This window comes from Rhodopseudomonas sp. G2_2311, assembly GCF_047501505.1.
Classification (GTDB): Bacteria; Pseudomonadota; Alphaproteobacteria; order Rhizobiales; family Xanthobacteraceae; genus Rhodopseudomonas; species Rhodopseudomonas palustris_H.
Genome location: NZ_JAZDRK010000006.1, coordinates 118,996 through 135,641, shown reverse-complemented (window position 1 = coordinate 135,641; position 16,646 = coordinate 118,996). Strand labels below are relative to the sequence as shown.

13 protein-coding genes are annotated in these 16,646 nt (G+C 64.1%); 6 read left to right on the top strand and 7 right to left on the bottom strand.

Translation table 11 applies throughout. The features are described 5' to 3' along the window. The first annotated feature begins 132 nt into the window (after window positions 1-132). The 4 genes from VRZ08_RS11620 (at window position 133) to holA (ending at window position 6,280) form a co-directional block, all read left to right on the top strand. Entirely contained in the window at window positions 133-1,806 is a 1,674-nt protein-coding gene (locus VRZ08_RS11620; protein WP_414532625.1) for a diguanylate cyclase domain-containing protein, read from the top strand. Between the two features lie 205 nt (window positions 1,807-2,011). Next, the gene (gene leuS, locus VRZ08_RS11615) at window positions 2,012-4,642 is read left to right on the top strand and encodes a leucine--tRNA ligase (protein ID WP_414532624.1); all 2,631 of its coding nucleotides are present in this window, start codon (window positions 2,012-2,014) and stop codon (window positions 4,640-4,642) included. After that, a complete protein-coding gene (lptE, locus tag VRZ08_RS11610) occupies window positions 4,629-5,192 on the top strand; it encodes an LPS assembly lipoprotein LptE (RefSeq protein WP_107342534.1) in 564 nt (187 codons plus the stop codon). The genes leuS and lptE overlap by 14 nt, the downstream gene beginning before the upstream one ends. A gap of 56 nt (window positions 5,193-5,248) precedes the next feature. Next, complete coding sequence (gene holA / locus VRZ08_RS11605; protein WP_414532623.1) at window positions 5,249-6,280, top strand: DNA polymerase III subunit delta; 1,032 nt, start codon at window positions 5,249-5,251, stop codon at window positions 6,278-6,280. 254 nt (window positions 6,281-6,534) lie between these two features. Here holA and VRZ08_RS11600 read toward each other — a convergent pair whose 3' ends face one another. The 7 genes from VRZ08_RS11600 to hemJ form a co-directional block, all read right to left on the bottom strand. Beyond that, the gene (locus VRZ08_RS11600) at window positions 6,535-7,425 is read right to left on the bottom strand and encodes a ParB/RepB/Spo0J family partition protein (protein ID WP_414532622.1); all 891 of its coding nucleotides are present in this window, start codon (window positions 7,423-7,425) and stop codon (window positions 6,535-6,537) included. A 170-nt stretch (window positions 7,426-7,595) separates the two neighbouring features. Next, window positions 7,596-8,450 carry a ParA family protein gene (locus VRZ08_RS11595; protein WP_107342538.1) on the bottom strand — a complete coding sequence of 285 codons (855 nt, stop codon included), beginning with the start codon at window positions 8,448-8,450 and terminating at the stop codon, window positions 7,596-7,598. Window positions 8,451-8,478: 28 nt separating this feature from the next. Continuing rightward, complete coding sequence (gene rsmG, locus VRZ08_RS11590; RefSeq protein WP_414532620.1) at window positions 8,479-9,150, bottom strand: 16S rRNA (guanine(527)-N(7))-methyltransferase RsmG; 672 nt, start codon at window positions 9,148-9,150, stop codon at window positions 8,479-8,481. A 163-nt stretch (window positions 9,151-9,313) separates the two neighbouring features. Next, complete coding sequence (gene mnmG / locus VRZ08_RS11585) at window positions 9,314-11,182, bottom strand: tRNA uridine-5-carboxymethylaminomethyl(34) synthesis enzyme MnmG (RefSeq protein WP_414532618.1); 1,869 nt, start codon at window positions 11,180-11,182, stop codon at window positions 9,314-9,316. A gap of 162 nt (window positions 11,183-11,344) precedes the next feature. Next, window positions 11,345-12,670: a tRNA uridine-5-carboxymethylaminomethyl(34) synthesis GTPase MnmE gene (gene mnmE / locus VRZ08_RS11580; protein ID WP_414532617.1), complete on the bottom strand. Its 1,326-nt coding sequence runs from the start codon at window positions 12,668-12,670 to the stop codon at window positions 11,345-11,347. A gap of 86 nt (window positions 12,671-12,756) precedes the next feature. Continuing rightward, complete coding sequence (gene rho / locus VRZ08_RS11575) at window positions 12,757-14,022, bottom strand: transcription termination factor Rho (protein WP_011155864.1); 1,266 nt, start codon at window positions 14,020-14,022, stop codon at window positions 12,757-12,759. A gap of 261 nt (window positions 14,023-14,283) precedes the next feature. Then, on the bottom strand, window positions 14,284-14,724 hold the full coding sequence (gene hemJ / locus VRZ08_RS11570; protein WP_164571207.1) for a protoporphyrinogen oxidase HemJ: 441 nt from the start codon (window positions 14,722-14,724) through the stop codon (window positions 14,284-14,286). Between the two features lie 454 nt (window positions 14,725-15,178). On the opposite strand from hemJ, the gene VRZ08_RS11565 reads away from it, so the two are divergent. Both VRZ08_RS11565 and VRZ08_RS11560 read left to right on the top strand, forming a co-directional pair. Further along, window positions 15,179-16,018 carry a pyruvate, water dikinase regulatory protein gene (locus VRZ08_RS11565; protein ID WP_408018331.1) on the top strand — a complete coding sequence of 280 codons (840 nt, stop codon included), beginning with the start codon at window positions 15,179-15,181 and terminating at the stop codon, window positions 16,016-16,018. Then, window positions 16,015-16,623 carry a Maf family protein gene (locus VRZ08_RS11560; RefSeq protein ID WP_107353891.1) on the top strand — a complete coding sequence of 203 codons (609 nt, stop codon included), beginning with the start codon at window positions 16,015-16,017 and terminating at the stop codon, window positions 16,621-16,623. The genes VRZ08_RS11565 and VRZ08_RS11560 overlap by 4 nt, the downstream gene beginning before the upstream one ends. The last annotated feature ends 23 nt before the right edge of the window (window positions 16,624-16,646 follow it).

The following is a 16,646-nucleotide window of genomic DNA, read 5'->3' as shown; positions in this document are numbered from 1 at the left end:
AGGCGACCTTGGCGGCGCGCTCAGAGCTGCAAGTTTGGGCACGGTTCCGGCTTCGCTCAAATTGTAATGAATCGAAGAAAGGCTTCTTGAAGCCTTCCACCTAGGGTGATTGCGGGGGGTCGAGGGGCAACGATGTCACGCATCGCAATCGTCCGCAACAAAGCCAAACTGAGGGCGTTGCTCGGGATCCGGGCCAGGCTCGTGGTGCTGGCGCTCATCCTGGTGTGTCCGCTGATGCTGGACCGGGTGCGTCTGCTCGAAGAGACGCGCACCGCTCAGCTCGCCGCCATGGCCAATGAGCTGTCGACGCTGGCGCAGCGCACTGCGGATGCCGAGCGCGAGGTGATTTCGTCGGTCGAAGCGGTGCTGAAATCGGCCGCCTATGTGCACGCCGCCGCCGCCCAGGCGGGGCGAAGCTGCAGCATTCTGCGCGCCAGCCTGCGTGTCGATCTGCCCTCGATCCGGATGCTGATGGTCGCCGGCCCCGACGGCGTGGTGCACTGCTCGACCTCGTCGATGTTCGTCGGCAGCAACATCAGTGACCGTTCCTATTTCCGTAAAGCTCTGGAAACACACGACTTCGTCGTCAGCGACTTCCTGGTCGGCCGGCAGACCCAGAAGGGTACGATCCTGGCCGCCTACCCGGTGTCAGCGATCGATACCGGCGAAGAGGCGGTGATCGTCGCCGGCATGAATCTGGACTGGCTGTCCGACATGATGAGCAGCCTGGCCGGCCGCGTCGGCGTCAACGCCGCCCTGATCGACGGCGAAGGCACTGTGCTGGCGGCACCGCCGGATGAGCGCAGCCTGATCGGCAAGAAGCTCGACCGTATGTCGCTGCTGCCGGCGATGGCCGAGACGCCGCAAGGCCGCGGCAGCATCACCATGCACGACGACGCCGGCCGGCTGATGACCGTGAGCCGGATTCCCGGCACCAGCGCCCGGCTGGTCGTAACCGTGGACGAGAACAAGGTCTCGGCCGGCATCAATCGCGACATCCGCACTGCCTATCTGCAGCTGGCGCTGGTCTGCCTGTTCGTGCTGCTCGGCGCACTGATCGCGGCCGAACGCCTGATCGTGCAGCCGATTTCGGTGCTGACCGGAGTCGCCAAGAAATTCGCCGAGGGCAACTGGTCGGCCCGGGTCGCGCGCAAGCGGCTGCCGTCAGAATTTGTGCCGCTGGCGCGGGCATTTAACGCGATGGCGGCGCAGCTCGGCCAGCGCGAACGCGAGCTCGTCGCCAGCAACAGCCGCCTGACCGTGATGGCCTCGATGGATCTGCTGTCCGGCCTCGCCAACCGCCGCGGCCTGCAGAGCCGGCTCGATTTCGAATGGATGAAGGGCCAGCAGACCGGGCATCGCCTGGCGCTGATGATGATCGACGTCGACCATTTCAAGTTGTTCAACGATTCCTACGGTCATCCCGAAGGCGACGCCTGCCTCAGCCGGATCGGCGAGACGCTGGCGGCGGTGGCCGACCAGACCGGCGGGTTCGCGGCGCGTTATGGCGGCGAGGAGTTCTGCCTGCTGCTGCCGGAAACCGGGATCGGCCGCGCCCTCCAGGTCGGCGAGCTGGTCCGCACCACCGTCGAACAGCTCGCCCTGCCGCATAAGACCAGTGCGTTCGAGCACGTGACCGTCAGCATCGGCGTCGCCTGTACGTTGCCGAGCGAACACGCTTCCCCGGCCGAGCTGATCGAAGCCGCCGACGCGGCGCTGTACGCGGCCAAACATCGCGGCCGCAACAACGTGGTCGAGCACGGCTTCATCCGGGCCAGCGACGGCCCGGTGGCGATGGCGAGCTGAGGCCGCCCAAGGGCTGCCCGGCGAGCCGTCCGGCTTGCGCCATCCCATTGACCCGACACCATGTTTCATGGCCTAGTCCGCGCGCTTCGCGCGCGATTTGAACCGAGCCCCCGCACCGGTTGGCGACCTCGGCCGCGCCCCGTTTTTCCGCCCTGATCCGCGCTCGAACCGGCCGGCCGTCTTCTGATCTTCCGAACCTGATCTCATGAGCAACGAACGATACAACGCCCGCGAATCCGAGCCGAAGTGGCAGGCTAAATGGGACGAGGCGAAGATCTTCGCCACCCGCAACGACGACCTGCGCAAGAAGTATTACGTGCTGGAGATGTTCCCGTATCCGTCGGGGCGGATCCACATGGGCCACGTCCGCAACTACACCATGGGCGACGTGGTGGCGCGGACGATGCGGGCGCGCGGCTACAATGTGCTGCACCCGATGGGGTGGGACGCTTTCGGTCTGCCGGCGGAGAACGCGGCGATCGAGCGCAAGGTCGCCCCAAAGGCTTGGACCTACGACAACATCGCGGCGATGAAGAAGCAGCTCCAGACCATGGGGTTGTCGCTCGACTGGGCGCGTGAATTCGCGACCTGCGATCCGTCCTACTACAAGCACCAGCAAAAGATGTTCCTCGACTTCCTGAAGGTCGGGCTGGTCGAGCGCGAGAAGCGCAAGCTGAACTGGGACCCGGTCGACATGACCGTGCTGGCCAACGAGCAGGTGATCGACGGCCGCGGCTGGCGCTCGGGCGCGGTGGTCGAGCTGCGCGAGATGAACCAGTGGGTGTTCAAGATCACCAAATACGCCCAGGAGCTGCTCGACGCGCTGGATACGCTGGATCGCTGGCCCGACAAGGTGCGGCTGATGCAGCGCAACTGGATCGGCCGCTCCGAAGGCCTGATGGTGCGGTTCGCGCTCGATAGCGCGACGACGCCGGCCGGCGAGACCGAGCTGAAGATCTTCACCACCCGCCCGGACACGCTGTTCGGCGCCAAGTTCATGGCGATCGCGGCCGACCATCCGCTGGCGCAAGCCGCGGCGGCGAAGGACCCGAAGGTCGCGGCGTTCATCGAGGACTGCAAGAAGCGCGGCACCGCGCAGGCCGAGATCGACACCGCCGAGAAGCAGGGCATCGACACCGGCATCCGCGCCGTGCATCCGTTCGACCCGAATTGGAAGCTGCCGGTCTATGTCGCCAACTTCGTGCTGATGGAATACGGCACCGGCGCGATCTTCGGCTGCCCGGCGCACGACCAGCGCGACCTCGACTTCGTCAACAAGTACCAGCTCGGCAATACGCCGGTGGTCTGTCCCGAAGGCCAGGACCCGGCGAGCTTCGTCATCACCGACACCGCCTATGACGGTGAAGGACGGATGATCAATTCGCGCTTCCTCGACGGCAAGACGATCGCCGAGGCGAAGGAAGAAGTCGCCAAGCGGCTCGAGACCACGCAGCTCGGCGGCGCACCGGTCGGCGAACGCAAGGTCAACTTCCGCCTGCGCGACTGGGGTATCTCGCGTCAGCGCTATTGGGGTTGTCCGATCCCGATCATCCACTGCCCGACCTGCGACGTGGTGCCGGTGCCGGACGCGGAGCTGCCGGTGGTGCTGCCGGAGGACGTGTCGTTCGACAAGCCGGGCAATGCACTCGACCATCACCCGACCTGGAAGCACGTCACCTGTCCGCAATGCGGCGGCAAGGCCGTGCGCGAAACCGACACCATGGACACCTTCGTGGATTCGTCCTGGTACTTCGCCCGCTTCACCGATCCGTGGAACACCGAGGCGCCGACCACACCGGACGTCGTCAACCGGATGATGCCGGTCGATCAGTACATCGGCGGCGTCGAGCACGCGATTCTGCATCTGCTGTACAGCCGGTTCTTTACCCGGGCGATGAAGGCGGCGGGTCATATCGACATCAAGCATGACGAGCCGTTCGCCGGCCTGTTCACGCAGGGCATGGTGGTGCACGAGACCTATCGGAAGGTCGACGGCCACTTCGCCTCGCCCGCCGAAGTGTCGATCGTGGTCGATGGCGATCAGCGCCGCGCCACGTTGATCGACGGCGGCAGCCCGGTCGAGATCGGGCCGATCGAGAAGATGTCGAAGTCCAAGCGCAACACCGTCGATCCCGACGACATCATCGGGACCTACGGAGCCGACACCGCGCGCTGGTTCATGCTGTCGGACTCGCCGCCGGATCGCGACGTGATCTGGAGCGAGGAAGGCGTCAAGGGCGCGTCGCGCTTCGTGCAGCGGCTGTGGCGGATGGTGAACGATGCGGCGCCGATCGCCGCGTCGGCTCCGGCCGAACGGCCGGCGAGCTTCAGCGCCGATGCGCTCACCTTGCGCAAGGCCGCACATGGTGCGCTCGACAAGGTGCTGTCCGGCATCGAGCGGCTCGCCTTCAACGTCAGCCTGGCGCATATCCGAGAGTTCTCGAATACCCTCGGTGACGCGCTGGCCCGTTCGCAAACGCCCTCGCCCGATCTCGCCTGGGCGATCCGCGAATCGACCGTGATCCTGGTGCAGCTGTTCCACCCGATGATGCCGCACCTCGCCGAGGAATGCTGGACCGTGCTCGGCCAGACCGGCCTGGTCTCCGAGGCGCTGTGGCCGCAGATCGAACCGGATCTCTTGGTCGAGGACAGCATCACGCTGCCGGTTCAGGTCAACGGCAAGAAGCGCGGCGAGGTGACGGTACCGCGCGACGCTCCGACCAGCGAAATTGAGGCTGCCGTTTTGGCGCTCGATGCGGTAAAACAGGCCCTGGGTGACAAGCCCGTTCGCAAGGTGATCGTCGTCCCGCAGAGGATCGTGAATGTCGTCGGCTAAGCCAGCGGAGCTCAAGAAGTTCGTCGTCCGGTTGGCGCTGGCGGTTGCGCTGGCCGCCCCGGTCGCCGGCTGCTTCCAACCGATGTACGCCGATCGCGGCGACGGTTCGCCGACGCTGCGCGATAAGCTGAACGCCATCGAAGTCCCGCCGCTCGATATTCCGAATGGGTCGCGCAACTCCCGCCTCGGCGTCGAGCTGCGTAATAAGCTGATGTTCAAGCTGTACGGCAGCGCCACCGGCGCGCCGCCGCTGTACACGCTGAAGATCTCGATCTCGACCTCGCGGTCGTCGCTGATCGTCGATCCCAGCACGCAGCTGCCGACGATCGAAAACTACGCGATCGATGCCAGCTATCAGCTCAAGGACATCGCCACCGGCAAAACGGTGATGAGCGGCAACACCTTCTCGCGCGTCGAATACGACGTGCCCGGTCAGTCGCAGCGCTTCGCCCGCACTCGCGCCGGCCGCGACGCGGAAGATCGCGCCGTGCAGGAGATCGCCGAGAACATCAACACTCGGCTCGCCTCGTTCTTCTACGCCGGGATGTGATCCGCGATTCCGCCGACCACGCGGTGTTGGTTCACATTCGGCTCTGGCGCTGAGTGATGGTTGCGCTTCGCGGCAAAGATGCCACCTCGTTTCTGAGCCGACCCGATCCGGGCCGGCCGATCGTGCTGCTGTACGGACCTGATGCGGGGCTCGTGCGCGAACGCGCTGATGCGCTGATCGCCGCCTCGCTCGACGATCCCAAAGATCCATTCGCATTGGTTCGGCTCGACGGCGACGAACTCGCCGCGGAGCCGTCGCGGCTGGTCGACGAAGCCCTCGCCATTCCAATGTTCGGCGGACGCCGCGCAATCCGGGTTCGCGCCGGTTCGCGCAGTTTCGTCGCCGGCGTCGAAGCGCTGATCTCCTCGCCGCCGAAAGAATGCCGGGTCGTCATCGAAGCCGGCGACATCAAGCCGGACAATGCGCTGCGCAAGGCCTGCGAAAAGGCCACGACTGGCGCGGTTGCAATCGGCTGCTATCCGGATGCCGAAGCCGACATCGCCCGGCTGATCGACGACGAACTGCGCGGCTCGAATCTACAGATCGCCAAGGATGCAAAGGCGGTGCTGACGAGCCTGCTCGGCGGCGATCGCCAGGCCTCACGTAATGAGCTGCGGAAGCTGGCGCTGTACGCGCACGGCAAGGGAGAGGTCACGCTCGACGACGTGATCACCTGCGTCTCGGATGCGTCGGATCTCAAGCTCGATGCGATCGTCGACGCCGCATTCTCGGGCAAGCCCGTCGTGGTCGAGACTGAATTCGCCAAGGCGATGGTGGCCGGCACTTATCCGGGTCAGATCATCCTCGCGGCGCAGCGCCACGCAGCGTTTCTGCACAAGACCAGCCTCGTGGTCGAAGGCGGCACGCCAGCCGCCGTGGTGCTCGATTCCGGATTTCCGCGGCTGCATTTCTCGCGCAAGGCCGCAGCCGAGACGGCGCTCCGCAATCTGTCGACGACGCGGCTGGCGCAGATCATCGAGCAACTCGCCAGCGCCGCGCTCGAAACCCGTCGCCAGGCTACACTCGGCGCGGCGATCGCACAGCGCACGCTGCTGTCGATCGCGGTCAGTGCGCGGCGGCGGAGTTAGTTGGTATCATCCGTAGTGCTGAGCGCAGCGAAGCCCACCCGGCTCGCCACACGAAACCCCTCTCGTTCGTCATTCAGGGGCGCCGTGCAGCGGCGAACCCGGAATCCATACTCCCGGCGCTCGTGAGAGCGCACGGCGGTGGATGACGAACCATTGACGGCAGTGGTTATGGATTCCGGGCTCGCGCAGCGTGGCTGCGCGCCCCGGAATGACAACGAGAGATCGTCGCCTCAGGCGACCACAAACAACGCGAACTAACCGCCGGCCTCGAGCCGGCGGATGATGTCATCGAGCTGATCGAGATCGGCGTAGCGGATCTGGACCGCGCCGGTGCCTTCGTGGTCGTCGATCGTCACCTTCATGCCGAGCGCGTCGCTCAGGCGTTTTTCCAGCGCTACGGTGTCGGCGTCCTTCACCGCCTTGGCACCCGAGGCGGCGCGGGGCTTCTGCGGCTTGCGTTCCGGCACGCCTTCTTCATGCGCCAACGCCTCGGTCTGACGGACGTTGAGACCTTCGGCGACGATCCGCTTGGCGATCGCCGACGGGTCGGGCAGACCGATCAGCGCACGCGCATGGCCAGCGGTCAGTTCGCCCGAGGCGATCAGCGCCTTGACGTCGTCGGGCAGCTTGATCAGCCGCATCATGTTGGCGACATGGCTGCGGCTCTTGCCGACGATCTTGGCGATCTCTTCCTGGCTGCGATTGAACTCGGCGGCCAGCGCCTGATAGCCCAGCGCCTCTTCGAGCGGATTGAGATCTTCGCGCTGAACGTTTTCGACGATGGCGATTTCCAGCGCGAGCGCATCCGACACGTCGACCGGAACGATCGGCACTTCGTGCAGACCTGCGCGCTGCGCCGCCCGCCAGCGCCGTTCGCCGGCGATGATCTCGTAGCGATCGGCGGTGCCCTTCACCGGGCGGACCACGATCGGCTGGATCACGCCGTGCTGCTTGATCGAGTCGGACAGTTCACCAAGCTCGGCGTCGGTGAAGGTGCGGCGCGGGTTGCGCGGATTGGCCTTGATGAATTCGATCGGCACCTTGCGCTGCGCCCGCGGCCGTTCGGCCTGCGTGGCCTCGCCGCCGACATCGCCGATCAGACTCGCCAAGCCGCGCCCCAGTCGCGAACGGTGCTCATCGGCCATCGCCAGCTCCCTTGGATTCACGTCGCTACTCCGCACTGATGAAATGAAAGTTGTTAGTTCGCATCGTCACTGACAAGCGGCATCGCAAGCAAGCCGGCGCCCTGCCCGGCTCTGGATCGCTTACTTCGCCCGCAATGACGAGACCTGGTCGGCGCCGCCGGCCGCGCACCTCAATGCGTGGTGCGGAGTTCGCGCTCGCGCTGAATCACTTCGGTGGCGAGCTTCAGATAGGCTTCGCTGCCGACGCATTTCAGATCATAGACCAGCACCGGCTTGCCGTAGCTCGGCGCTTCCGAGATCCGCACGTTACGCGGGATCATGGTGTCGTAGACCTTCTTGCCCATGAACTGGCGCACGTCGGCGACGACCTGGCTCGACAGATTGTTGCGGCTGTCGAACATCGTCAGCACGATGCCATGGATCGTCAGGTTCGGATTGAGGTTGGCGCGGACCTGCTCAACCGTCTGCAGCAATTGCGACAGACCTTCGAGGGCGAAGAACTCGCACTGCAGCGGCACCAGGATCGCATCCGCGGCCGCCATCGCATTCACAGTCAGCAGGTTCAGCGACGGCGGGCAGTCGATCAGCACGTAGGTGTAATCGAGCGGCGGATCGATGTCCTTGTTGAGCACGCCGATGGCGTCGCGCAGTCGGAACGCGCGGTCGCCGCGATGGCCGAGCTCGAGCTCGAGGCCGGACAGATCCATCGTCGAAGCCGCAATGTGCAGCCGCGGCACCGCGGTCGCAACCACCGCGTCGCGCAGCGGCGCTTCGCCGGCCAGCACATCGTAAGTCGAGGTGTTGCGATCGCGGCGATCGATGCCGAGCCCGGTCGAGGCATTGCCCTGCGGATCGAGATCGACGATCAGCACGCGTTCGCCGATCGCGGCCAGCGCCGTGCCGAGATTGATCGCGGTGGTGGTCTTGCCGACCCCGCCCTTCTGGTTGGCGAGCGCGATGATGCGCGGACGCCCGGGCTCTGAATTCGCCCTATCCCCTTGATAAATCTCGTCAATTACGGTCATGGCAGGTTCTTCGGCTGGTTGGTGGCGATTATGTGCGTCGTTCGATGTGGTCGATTTCGACGATCCAGCCTTGGCCACCGGTCGCGCTGGCATGCAGCTTAGGCTGGAATTTCCAATATTTAGTAGCTTCCGTCAATTCTGCATCTACATCTTGACCTTTCAGAAACAACGCTTTCGTGGTTCCGGAGGTCATCAGAGGTTCGGCAAAACCGATGAGCTGGTGTAGCGGAGCGACCGCACGGGCGGTGATGCAATCAAGCGCCTGTGGGAATCTATCCACGTTATCCCCGATGTCCGCGAGCATTACTGTGCCCGGCGCGGCCGCCACGCGGAGCGCCTCGCGCAGGAACGCCGCCTTCTTGGCGATCCTCTCCACCAATGTGACGTGTCCACCGACGTCCGCCATCGCGCAGGCCAGCACCACGCCGGGGAACCCGCCTCCAGATCCAAAGTCGAGCCATCGCCGAGCCTGCGGCATAAGGCTGACGAGCTGCAGCGAATCCGCGACGTGGCGCGTCCAAAGCTGCGGCAGGGTCGAGGGAGCGACCAGATTAGTCTTAGCCTGCCATTGCTGCAGCAAAGCGACATAGGCATCGAGCCGCGCTTCGAGCGCTGATGAGATCGGGACGAGCTTCAGCGCCGCCGCCTTGTCGGCGTCGAGATCAGAGAGAGAAACGAGAGGTTTGGCAGCGCGCTGCATGGAACTTCACTGCGGAGAAACGGCCGCTGCGGGCCTGTTTTGACTATATTCTTGCAAACCGATTCCGGCCATCGAATACGGCACCGATCTGCAATCGACGGCTCGCCTTTCACATGAAACAGGGCGGGAGACCGCGTGTTTCACGTGAAACACTCTCGGAACCTTACCCTGCCGATTTCCGCTTTCGTTGTTCACGCCGCAGATAGGCCGCCAGAATTCCGAGGGCGGCCGGCGTGATCCCGTCGAGCCGACCCGCCTGCCCGACGGTATGGGGCCGATGCCGTTCCAGCCGCGTGCGAGCCTCGTTCGACAGACCCGGGACCGCTGCGTAATCGACATCCGTGAGCCGCAGGCTCTCATCCCGACGAAACGCCTCGACGTCCGCGGTCTGCCGCTCCAGATAGACATGATATTTGGCGTCGATCTCGACATGGACCGCGATTCCCGGATCGACCTTGCCGAGCTCCGGCCAGATCGCGCGGACCTGAGCCCACTCGATCTCCGGATAAGACAACAGATCGAACGCCGAGCGGCGCTGGCCGTCGCGGTTCAGCGCCAGCCCATGCTTGGCGGCTTCGTTCGGGGTGATCGATAGCGACTCGGCGAGCGCTTTAGCCTCAGAGAGTGCCGCCATTTTTTCCTGATGGAAGGCTGCCCGCTCCGTGCCGACGCAGCCGATCGCTAGCCCTTTGTCGGTGAGGCGCTGGTCCGCATTGTCGGCCCGTAGGGTCAGGCGATATTCGGCCCGTGAGGTGAACATCCGGTACGGCTCGGTGATACCGCGGGTCACCAAATCGTCGATCATCACGCCGAGATAGCCGTCGGCGCGATCGAACACCGCCAGGTCGCCTCCCCCGGCGGCCAAAGCCGCGTTGAGACCCGCAACCAAACCTTGGGCCGCGGCCTCTTCATATCCGGTCGTGCCGTTGATCTGCCCGGCTAGAAACAGCCCGCGCAATCGCTTGGTCTGCAGCGTTGGTTCCAGTTCTCGCGGGTCGACATGGTCGTATTCGATCGCGTAGCCAGGGCGGAACATCTCGGTCCGCTCCAGGCCAGGAATCGTCTTCAGGATTGCGCGCTGCACGTCTTCGGGCAGCGAGGTCGAAATCCCGTTGGGATAGACCGTCGGATCGTCGAGCCCTTCCGGCTCCAGGAAGATCTGGTGGCCGTCGCGGTCGCCGAATTTGACGATCTTGTCCTCGATCGACGGGCAATAGCGCGGTCCGGTGGACTGAATCTGCCCGGAATACATCGGCGAGCGATGCACATTGGTGCGGATCACCTCATGGGTGGCCGTCGTGGTCCGGGTGATGCCGCATTCGATCTGCGGCGTGGTGATCGCGGGCGTCAGCACCGAAAACGGCTCCGGCGGATCATCACCGGGCTGCATTTCGACCGCGCTCCAGTCGATCGTCCGGCCATCCAGACGTGGTGGAGTGCCGGTTTTGAGCCGGCCGAGGGCGAATCCGAGCGCTTCGAACGATCCTGACAGCCCCATCGCCGGGGCTTCGTCGATCCGGCCCGCCGGCCAGCTTCGCTCGCCGAGGTGAATGAGCCCCCGGAGGAAGGTCCCGGTGGTGATCACGACCGCCGCGGCCGCAAACTCCCGGCCGTCGCCAAACCGAATGCCGGTCACGCGGCCATTCTGCCAGAGCAGTGCGTCGGCCTCCCCTTCGATCACCGACAAGTTCGGAATGGCCTGGATCGCGGTCTGCATCGCAGCCGCATACAGTTTGCGATCGGCTTGAGCGCGGGGACCACGGACGGCGGGGCCTTTGCGACGGTTCAGCATCCGAAACTGAATGCCGCCAGCGTCGGCGACCCGGCCCATCAAGCCGTCCAGAGCATCGACTTCGCGGACCAGATGACCTTTGCCCAGCCCTCCGATCGCCGGATTACAGGACATCGCACCCACGGTGGCAAACCGATGGGTGACGAGGGCGGTAGCCGCGCCGATCCGGGCAGCCGCAGCCGCAGCTTCGCAGCCGGCGTGGCCGCCACCGATGACGATGACGTCGAAAGAGGTGCGCATGGTGGGGTTGTAGCTCAGCTCCGAGGAGCTTTGAAGGCGAGTCCGCCGACCTTGATACCGGCTAAACCTCACCGGACTGTTTCACGTGAAACAGCGGTGCCGAAATCCCGGTATCGTGGTTAACCAATCGTAACCACGCCGCTGATCGGCAACCCGGTGAGCCTATTTGCCGATGCAGAACCGGCTGAAGATCTCACCGAGGACGTCCTCGACGTCCACCCGCCCGAGCAATCGGCCGAGGCTGTGAGCTGAAGCACGAAGTTCTTCGGCGACGATTTCTTCGGCCAGTCCCGGCACGAGACTGCGCTCCAGTGATGCCGCCGCTTCGGCGAGCAACAGCCGATGGCGGCCCCGCGTGATCAATCCGGCTTCTGCAGACCCGAAATATTGCGCAGCAAATTGCGTCAGCTCGCGCAGCAACTCCGCAAACCCCTCGCCCGTCGCCGCGGAAATCCGGAAACCGGGCTCTGACGAGCTCAATCCTGCGACCTCACTTACCGCCAGATCGATCTTATTCCGGACCCGCCAGACTTCCGGACCGCTGACATCCGGATCCGACGCATCCGTGGCCGTGCTCAGCCACAGCACCAGATCCGCCGCCGCGGCCCGCAAGCGGGCGCGTCGCACACCCTCCTGCTCGACCGGATCGTCACTGTCTCGCAGTCCTGCGGTATCAATCACCGTCACCGGGTAGCCGTCGAGATCGAGCTGGACCTCGATCACATCCCGGGTCGTGCCGGCATGCGGCGAGACGATCGCCACCTCGCGGTGCGCCAGGCGATTGATCAGAGTCGACTTGCCGACATTCGGCGGCCCGGCGATCGCCACCACCATCCCGTCGCGAAGCTTTTCGCCCCGGCCCTGCTCGGCCAACACCTCGGCGATCTCTGCCGACAGCTCGGCGATCTTCGCCCGCGCCGGCCCCATCAGCTCATCGGCAACGTCACCCTCGTCGGAAAAGTCGATCCCCGCTTCGACCAGCGCCAGTGCTTCGATGATCTGATCGCGCCATCTCCGCGCCCGGTCGCCGAGCACGCCGCCGAGCTGGCGCAGCGCCTGACGCCGCTGCGCGTCGGTGTCCGCATGGATCAGATCGTCGAGACCTTCGGCTTCGGTCAGATCGAGCTTGCCGTTTTCGAAGCCCCGCCGGGTGAACTCGCCTGGCTCCGCCGGCCGCACGCCTTCGAACGCCGAGAGGGTCTTGATCAACGCCGCCGCCACCGCGCGGCTGCCGTGGATGTGCAATTCGGCGACGTCTTCGCCGGTCGCGGACGCAGGCGCCGGAAACCACAACGCCACGCCGTCATCGATCAACTCGCCGCCGCGGGTCCGAAGATCACAGCGCACGGCGCGCCGCGGCGACGGCAGAGATCCGGTCAGCGCTCTCAGCACGTCGCCCGCTCGCGATCCGGAGACACGCAGGATGGCGATTGCCGACGGCAGCGGTCCGGTCGCAAGGGCGAAGATGGTCTGGTCGCTCGGATGCATGGCGCTGTCTTGCCGAGGCGCTGTTCCGAACGCAAACAAAAAGGGCGCCCGCTGGGGCGCCCTTGATGGCCGGTTATTCGACTCGGTCAGGTGTTCATCGAGTCGAAGAATTCCGAGTTGTTCTTGGTGTTGCGCAGCTTGTCGAGCAGGAACTCGATCGCGTCCATCGTCCCCATCGGGTTGAGGATACGGCGCAGCACGTACATCTTCTTCAACAGCTGCGGATCGGTGATCAGCTCTTCCTTGCGGGTGCCGGACCGCGAGATATCGATCGCCGGGAAGGTGCGCTTGTCGGCGACCTTGCGGTCGAGGATCAGCTCCGAGTTGCCGGTGCCCTTGAACTCTTCGAAGATCACTTCGTCCATGCGCGAGCCGGTATCGACCAGCGCGGTGGCGATGATGGTGAGCGACCCACCCTCTTCGATATTACGGGCGGCGCCGAAGAATCGCTTCGGCCGCTGCAGCGCGTTGGCGTCGACACCGCCGGTCAGCACCTTACCCGAAGACGGCACCACCGTGTTGTAGGCGCGGCCGAGGCGGGTGATCGAATCGAGCAGGATGACGACGTCGCGGCCGTGTTCGACCAGGCGCTTGGCCTTTTCGATCACCATTTCGGCGACCTGAACGTGGCGGACTGCCGGTTCGTCGAAGGTAGAGGAGATCACCTCGCCCTTCACCGAGCGCTGCATGTCGGTGACTTCTTCGGGCCGCTCGTCGATCAGCAGCACGATCAGGTAGCACTCGGGGTGATTCGCCGTGATCGAGTGCGCGATGTTCTGCATCAGCACCGTTTTACCGGTGCGCGGCGGCGCGACGATCAGCGCGCGCTGGCCCTTACCGATCGGAGCGACGATGTCGATGACGCGGGCCGACAGATCCTTGCGGGTGGGGTCGTCGATCTCAAGCCGGAAGCGTTCATCCGGAAACAGCGGCGTCAGGTTGTCGAAATTGACCTTGTGCTTGGACTTCTCGGGATCTTCGAAGTTCAGCGAGTTGACCTTGAGCAGCGCGAAGTAGCGTTCGCCTTCCTTCGGGCTGCGGATGTGGCCTTCGATGGTGTCTCCCGTGCGCAGACCGAAGCGGCGGATCTGCGAAGGCGAAACGTAAATGTCGTCCGGGCCCGGAAGGTAGTTGGCATCCGGCGAGCGCAGAAAGCCGAAACCGTCGGACAGCACCTCGACGACGCCCTCGCCGATGATGTCGGTCTCTTTAGCCGACAGCTGCTTGAGGCAGGCGAACATCAGCTCCTGCTTGCGCATCGTGCTGGCGTTCTCGACCCCGAGCTCTTCCGAAAACGAAACGAGTTCGGCCGGCGTCTTGGCCTTCAGGTCTTGAAGTTTGATTTCCCGCATGGGGGTGGTCCTGTGGAAACGAGACTGGGGATTCGTCAGCGGAAGAAAAAGCGGGAGGAAATAACCGGAGTCCGCAGGTCTTCAGGTCGACGGTGTCTTGAGCAAGGAAGGTGCGGGAGGTTTCAGACCCGATGCGGCGGCCGGTTCAGAAAGGAACCTGATCGCAACCACATTCGCCTGCTTTAGGTGGGACGAATGCCAGTATAGAAAATCCGTTGCGTCCACGCAAGACGATCGACGCCGTACCGTCATCCAGGGCCGTCAGAACGGCTTGACGATCACGAACAGCACCGCCGCGATCATCAGGAGCGTCGGTATCTCATTGATAACGCGATAGAATTTATGAGACCGGGTATTCCGGTCGGCGGCGAAGTCGCGCACGTAGCGGCCGAGCAGGAGATGAATCACGGTCATCAGCACGACGGCGGCGAGCTTGGCGTGAAACCAACCCGAGGTGAAATAGCCCTGCTCCCAGGCGATCGCCAAACCAGCAACCCACGCGACCATCATGGCCGGATTCATGATCGCCCGGTACAGTCGGCGTTCCATGATCTTGAAAGTCTCGGACTGGGTCGATCCGACTTCGGCGGCGCAGTGGTAGACGAACAATCGCGGCATATACAGCATGCCGGCCATCCAGGAGATCACCGCCACCACGTGCAGGGTCTTCACCCACGGATAGACATCCACCCAGTCGATCATTCGATCTTCCATTCCGCTGTGCCGCGAAGCCGCCAGACGATCCGGAACGCAGGACCCGCATCGCGCGTTGATCGAATGCTCGAATGCGGAGATTTCCGCAAGCGCCCGCTTTCTTATCAATATTTATAGATTCTTAAGGTTTGAGTCTAAGTGGCCGTGGATTTGACTCACCCAACGGCATTCCAGAGTTCTTCCGCATCGACCCACATCTTCACAGTCATCCCCAACTGCTGGTCTGTTCGTCGGGCTCTTGCAGGATCAGAGGGTTGCGCCGGATCGTCGCCGCATTACCGAGAGACAAATCCACATTCACCCGCTAACCTCATTGCCATCCCGAAATGCTTCTCTCACCCGACGCCTGTGAAGAAAAAGCCGGGTTATCCCGACCGCGACGGCCGGGGGTCAGCTTTGGTGCGATTCTCGCCCCGTTGTTCACAGGTTACACAGGGCTACGATGCTGACCGACGGCAGCTACTTTCACCTTCATCTGGTCTCGGACTCGACCGGCGAAACTCTGATCACGGTGTCGCGTGCGGTGACGGCGCAATACGCCAACGTCACCCCGGTCGAGCATGTCTATCCGCTGGTGCGCAGCCAGAAGCAGCTCGATCGCGTGCTGCAGGAGATCGAGGAAGCGCCCGGCATCGTCTTGTTCACGCTGCTGGAGACCGAGCTGGTCACCCGGCTCGAGGCGAAATGCCAGGAGATCAACAGCCCGAGCCTGTCGATCATTGGTCCGGTGATGCAGCTGTTCGAAGCCTATCTCGGCGCGTCGACGATGGGCCGCGTCGGTGCGCAGCACACGCTCAATGCCGAATATTTTCAGCGGATCGATGCGCTGAACTATTCGATGATGCACGACGACGGCCAGCACGTCGAAGGACTTGAAGAAGCCGATGTGGTGCTGGTCGGTGTGTCGCGCACCTCGAAGACGCCGACCTCGATCTATTTGGCCAATCGCGGCATCCGCACCGCCAACGTGCCGCTGGTCGCCGGCATTCCGATTCCGCATCAGCTTGAGACGTTAAAGAAGCCGCTCGTGGTCAGTCTGCACGCGTCGCCGGAGCGTTTGATCCAGGTGCGACAGAACCGGCTTCTCAGTCTCGGCGCCGGTACGGGCAACGACTCTTATATTGATCGTCAGGCCGTGACCGACGAGGTGCTGCTGGCGCGCAAGCTCAGCGCCAAATATGGCTGGTCGCTGCTCGACGTCACCCGCCGTTCGATCGAAGAGACTGCGGCGGCGATCATGAAACTGCTTGCCGATCGGCAGCGCCAGAGGGTGCCGGAATGACGCTGTGGCTTGGGCCGCAGCCGCTGGTGCTGGCTTCGCAGAGCCGCGCCCGCCAGACGGTGCTTAGCAACGCCGGAATTCCGTTCGATGCGATTCCGGCCGACATCGATGAGCGCGGCATCGCGGACGCATCTGGCCTCAGTGCGCCGGGTGAGATCGCCGCGCTGCTGGCGCAGCAGAAGGCGGCGTTCGTCAGCAACCATCATCCCGGCCGCCTGGTGCTCGGCGCCGATCAGACGCTGGCGCTCGGCGCGCGTGGTTTCAACAAGCCCGCCGACCGCACCGCCGCTGCCAAGCAACTCCGCGAACTCGCCGGCCGCCGTCATGAATTGCATTCGGCGATCGCTATCGTCCGCAACGGCATCACGCTGTTTGCCGATGTGTCGATCGCGCGGATGACGATGCGGCCGCTCACCGAGGCGGAGATCGACGCTTATCTCGACGTCGTCGGCGACAAGGCCACCACCAGCGTCGGCGCCTATCAGATCGAAGGTCTCGGGGTCCACCTGTTCGACGGCATCCACGGCGATCATTTCACCATCCTCGGTCTGCCGCTGTTGCCGTTGCTCGGTTTTCTGCGTAGCCAGAACCTGCTGGCGGTCTGAGGCGCGGGCGACGAACCAAACAA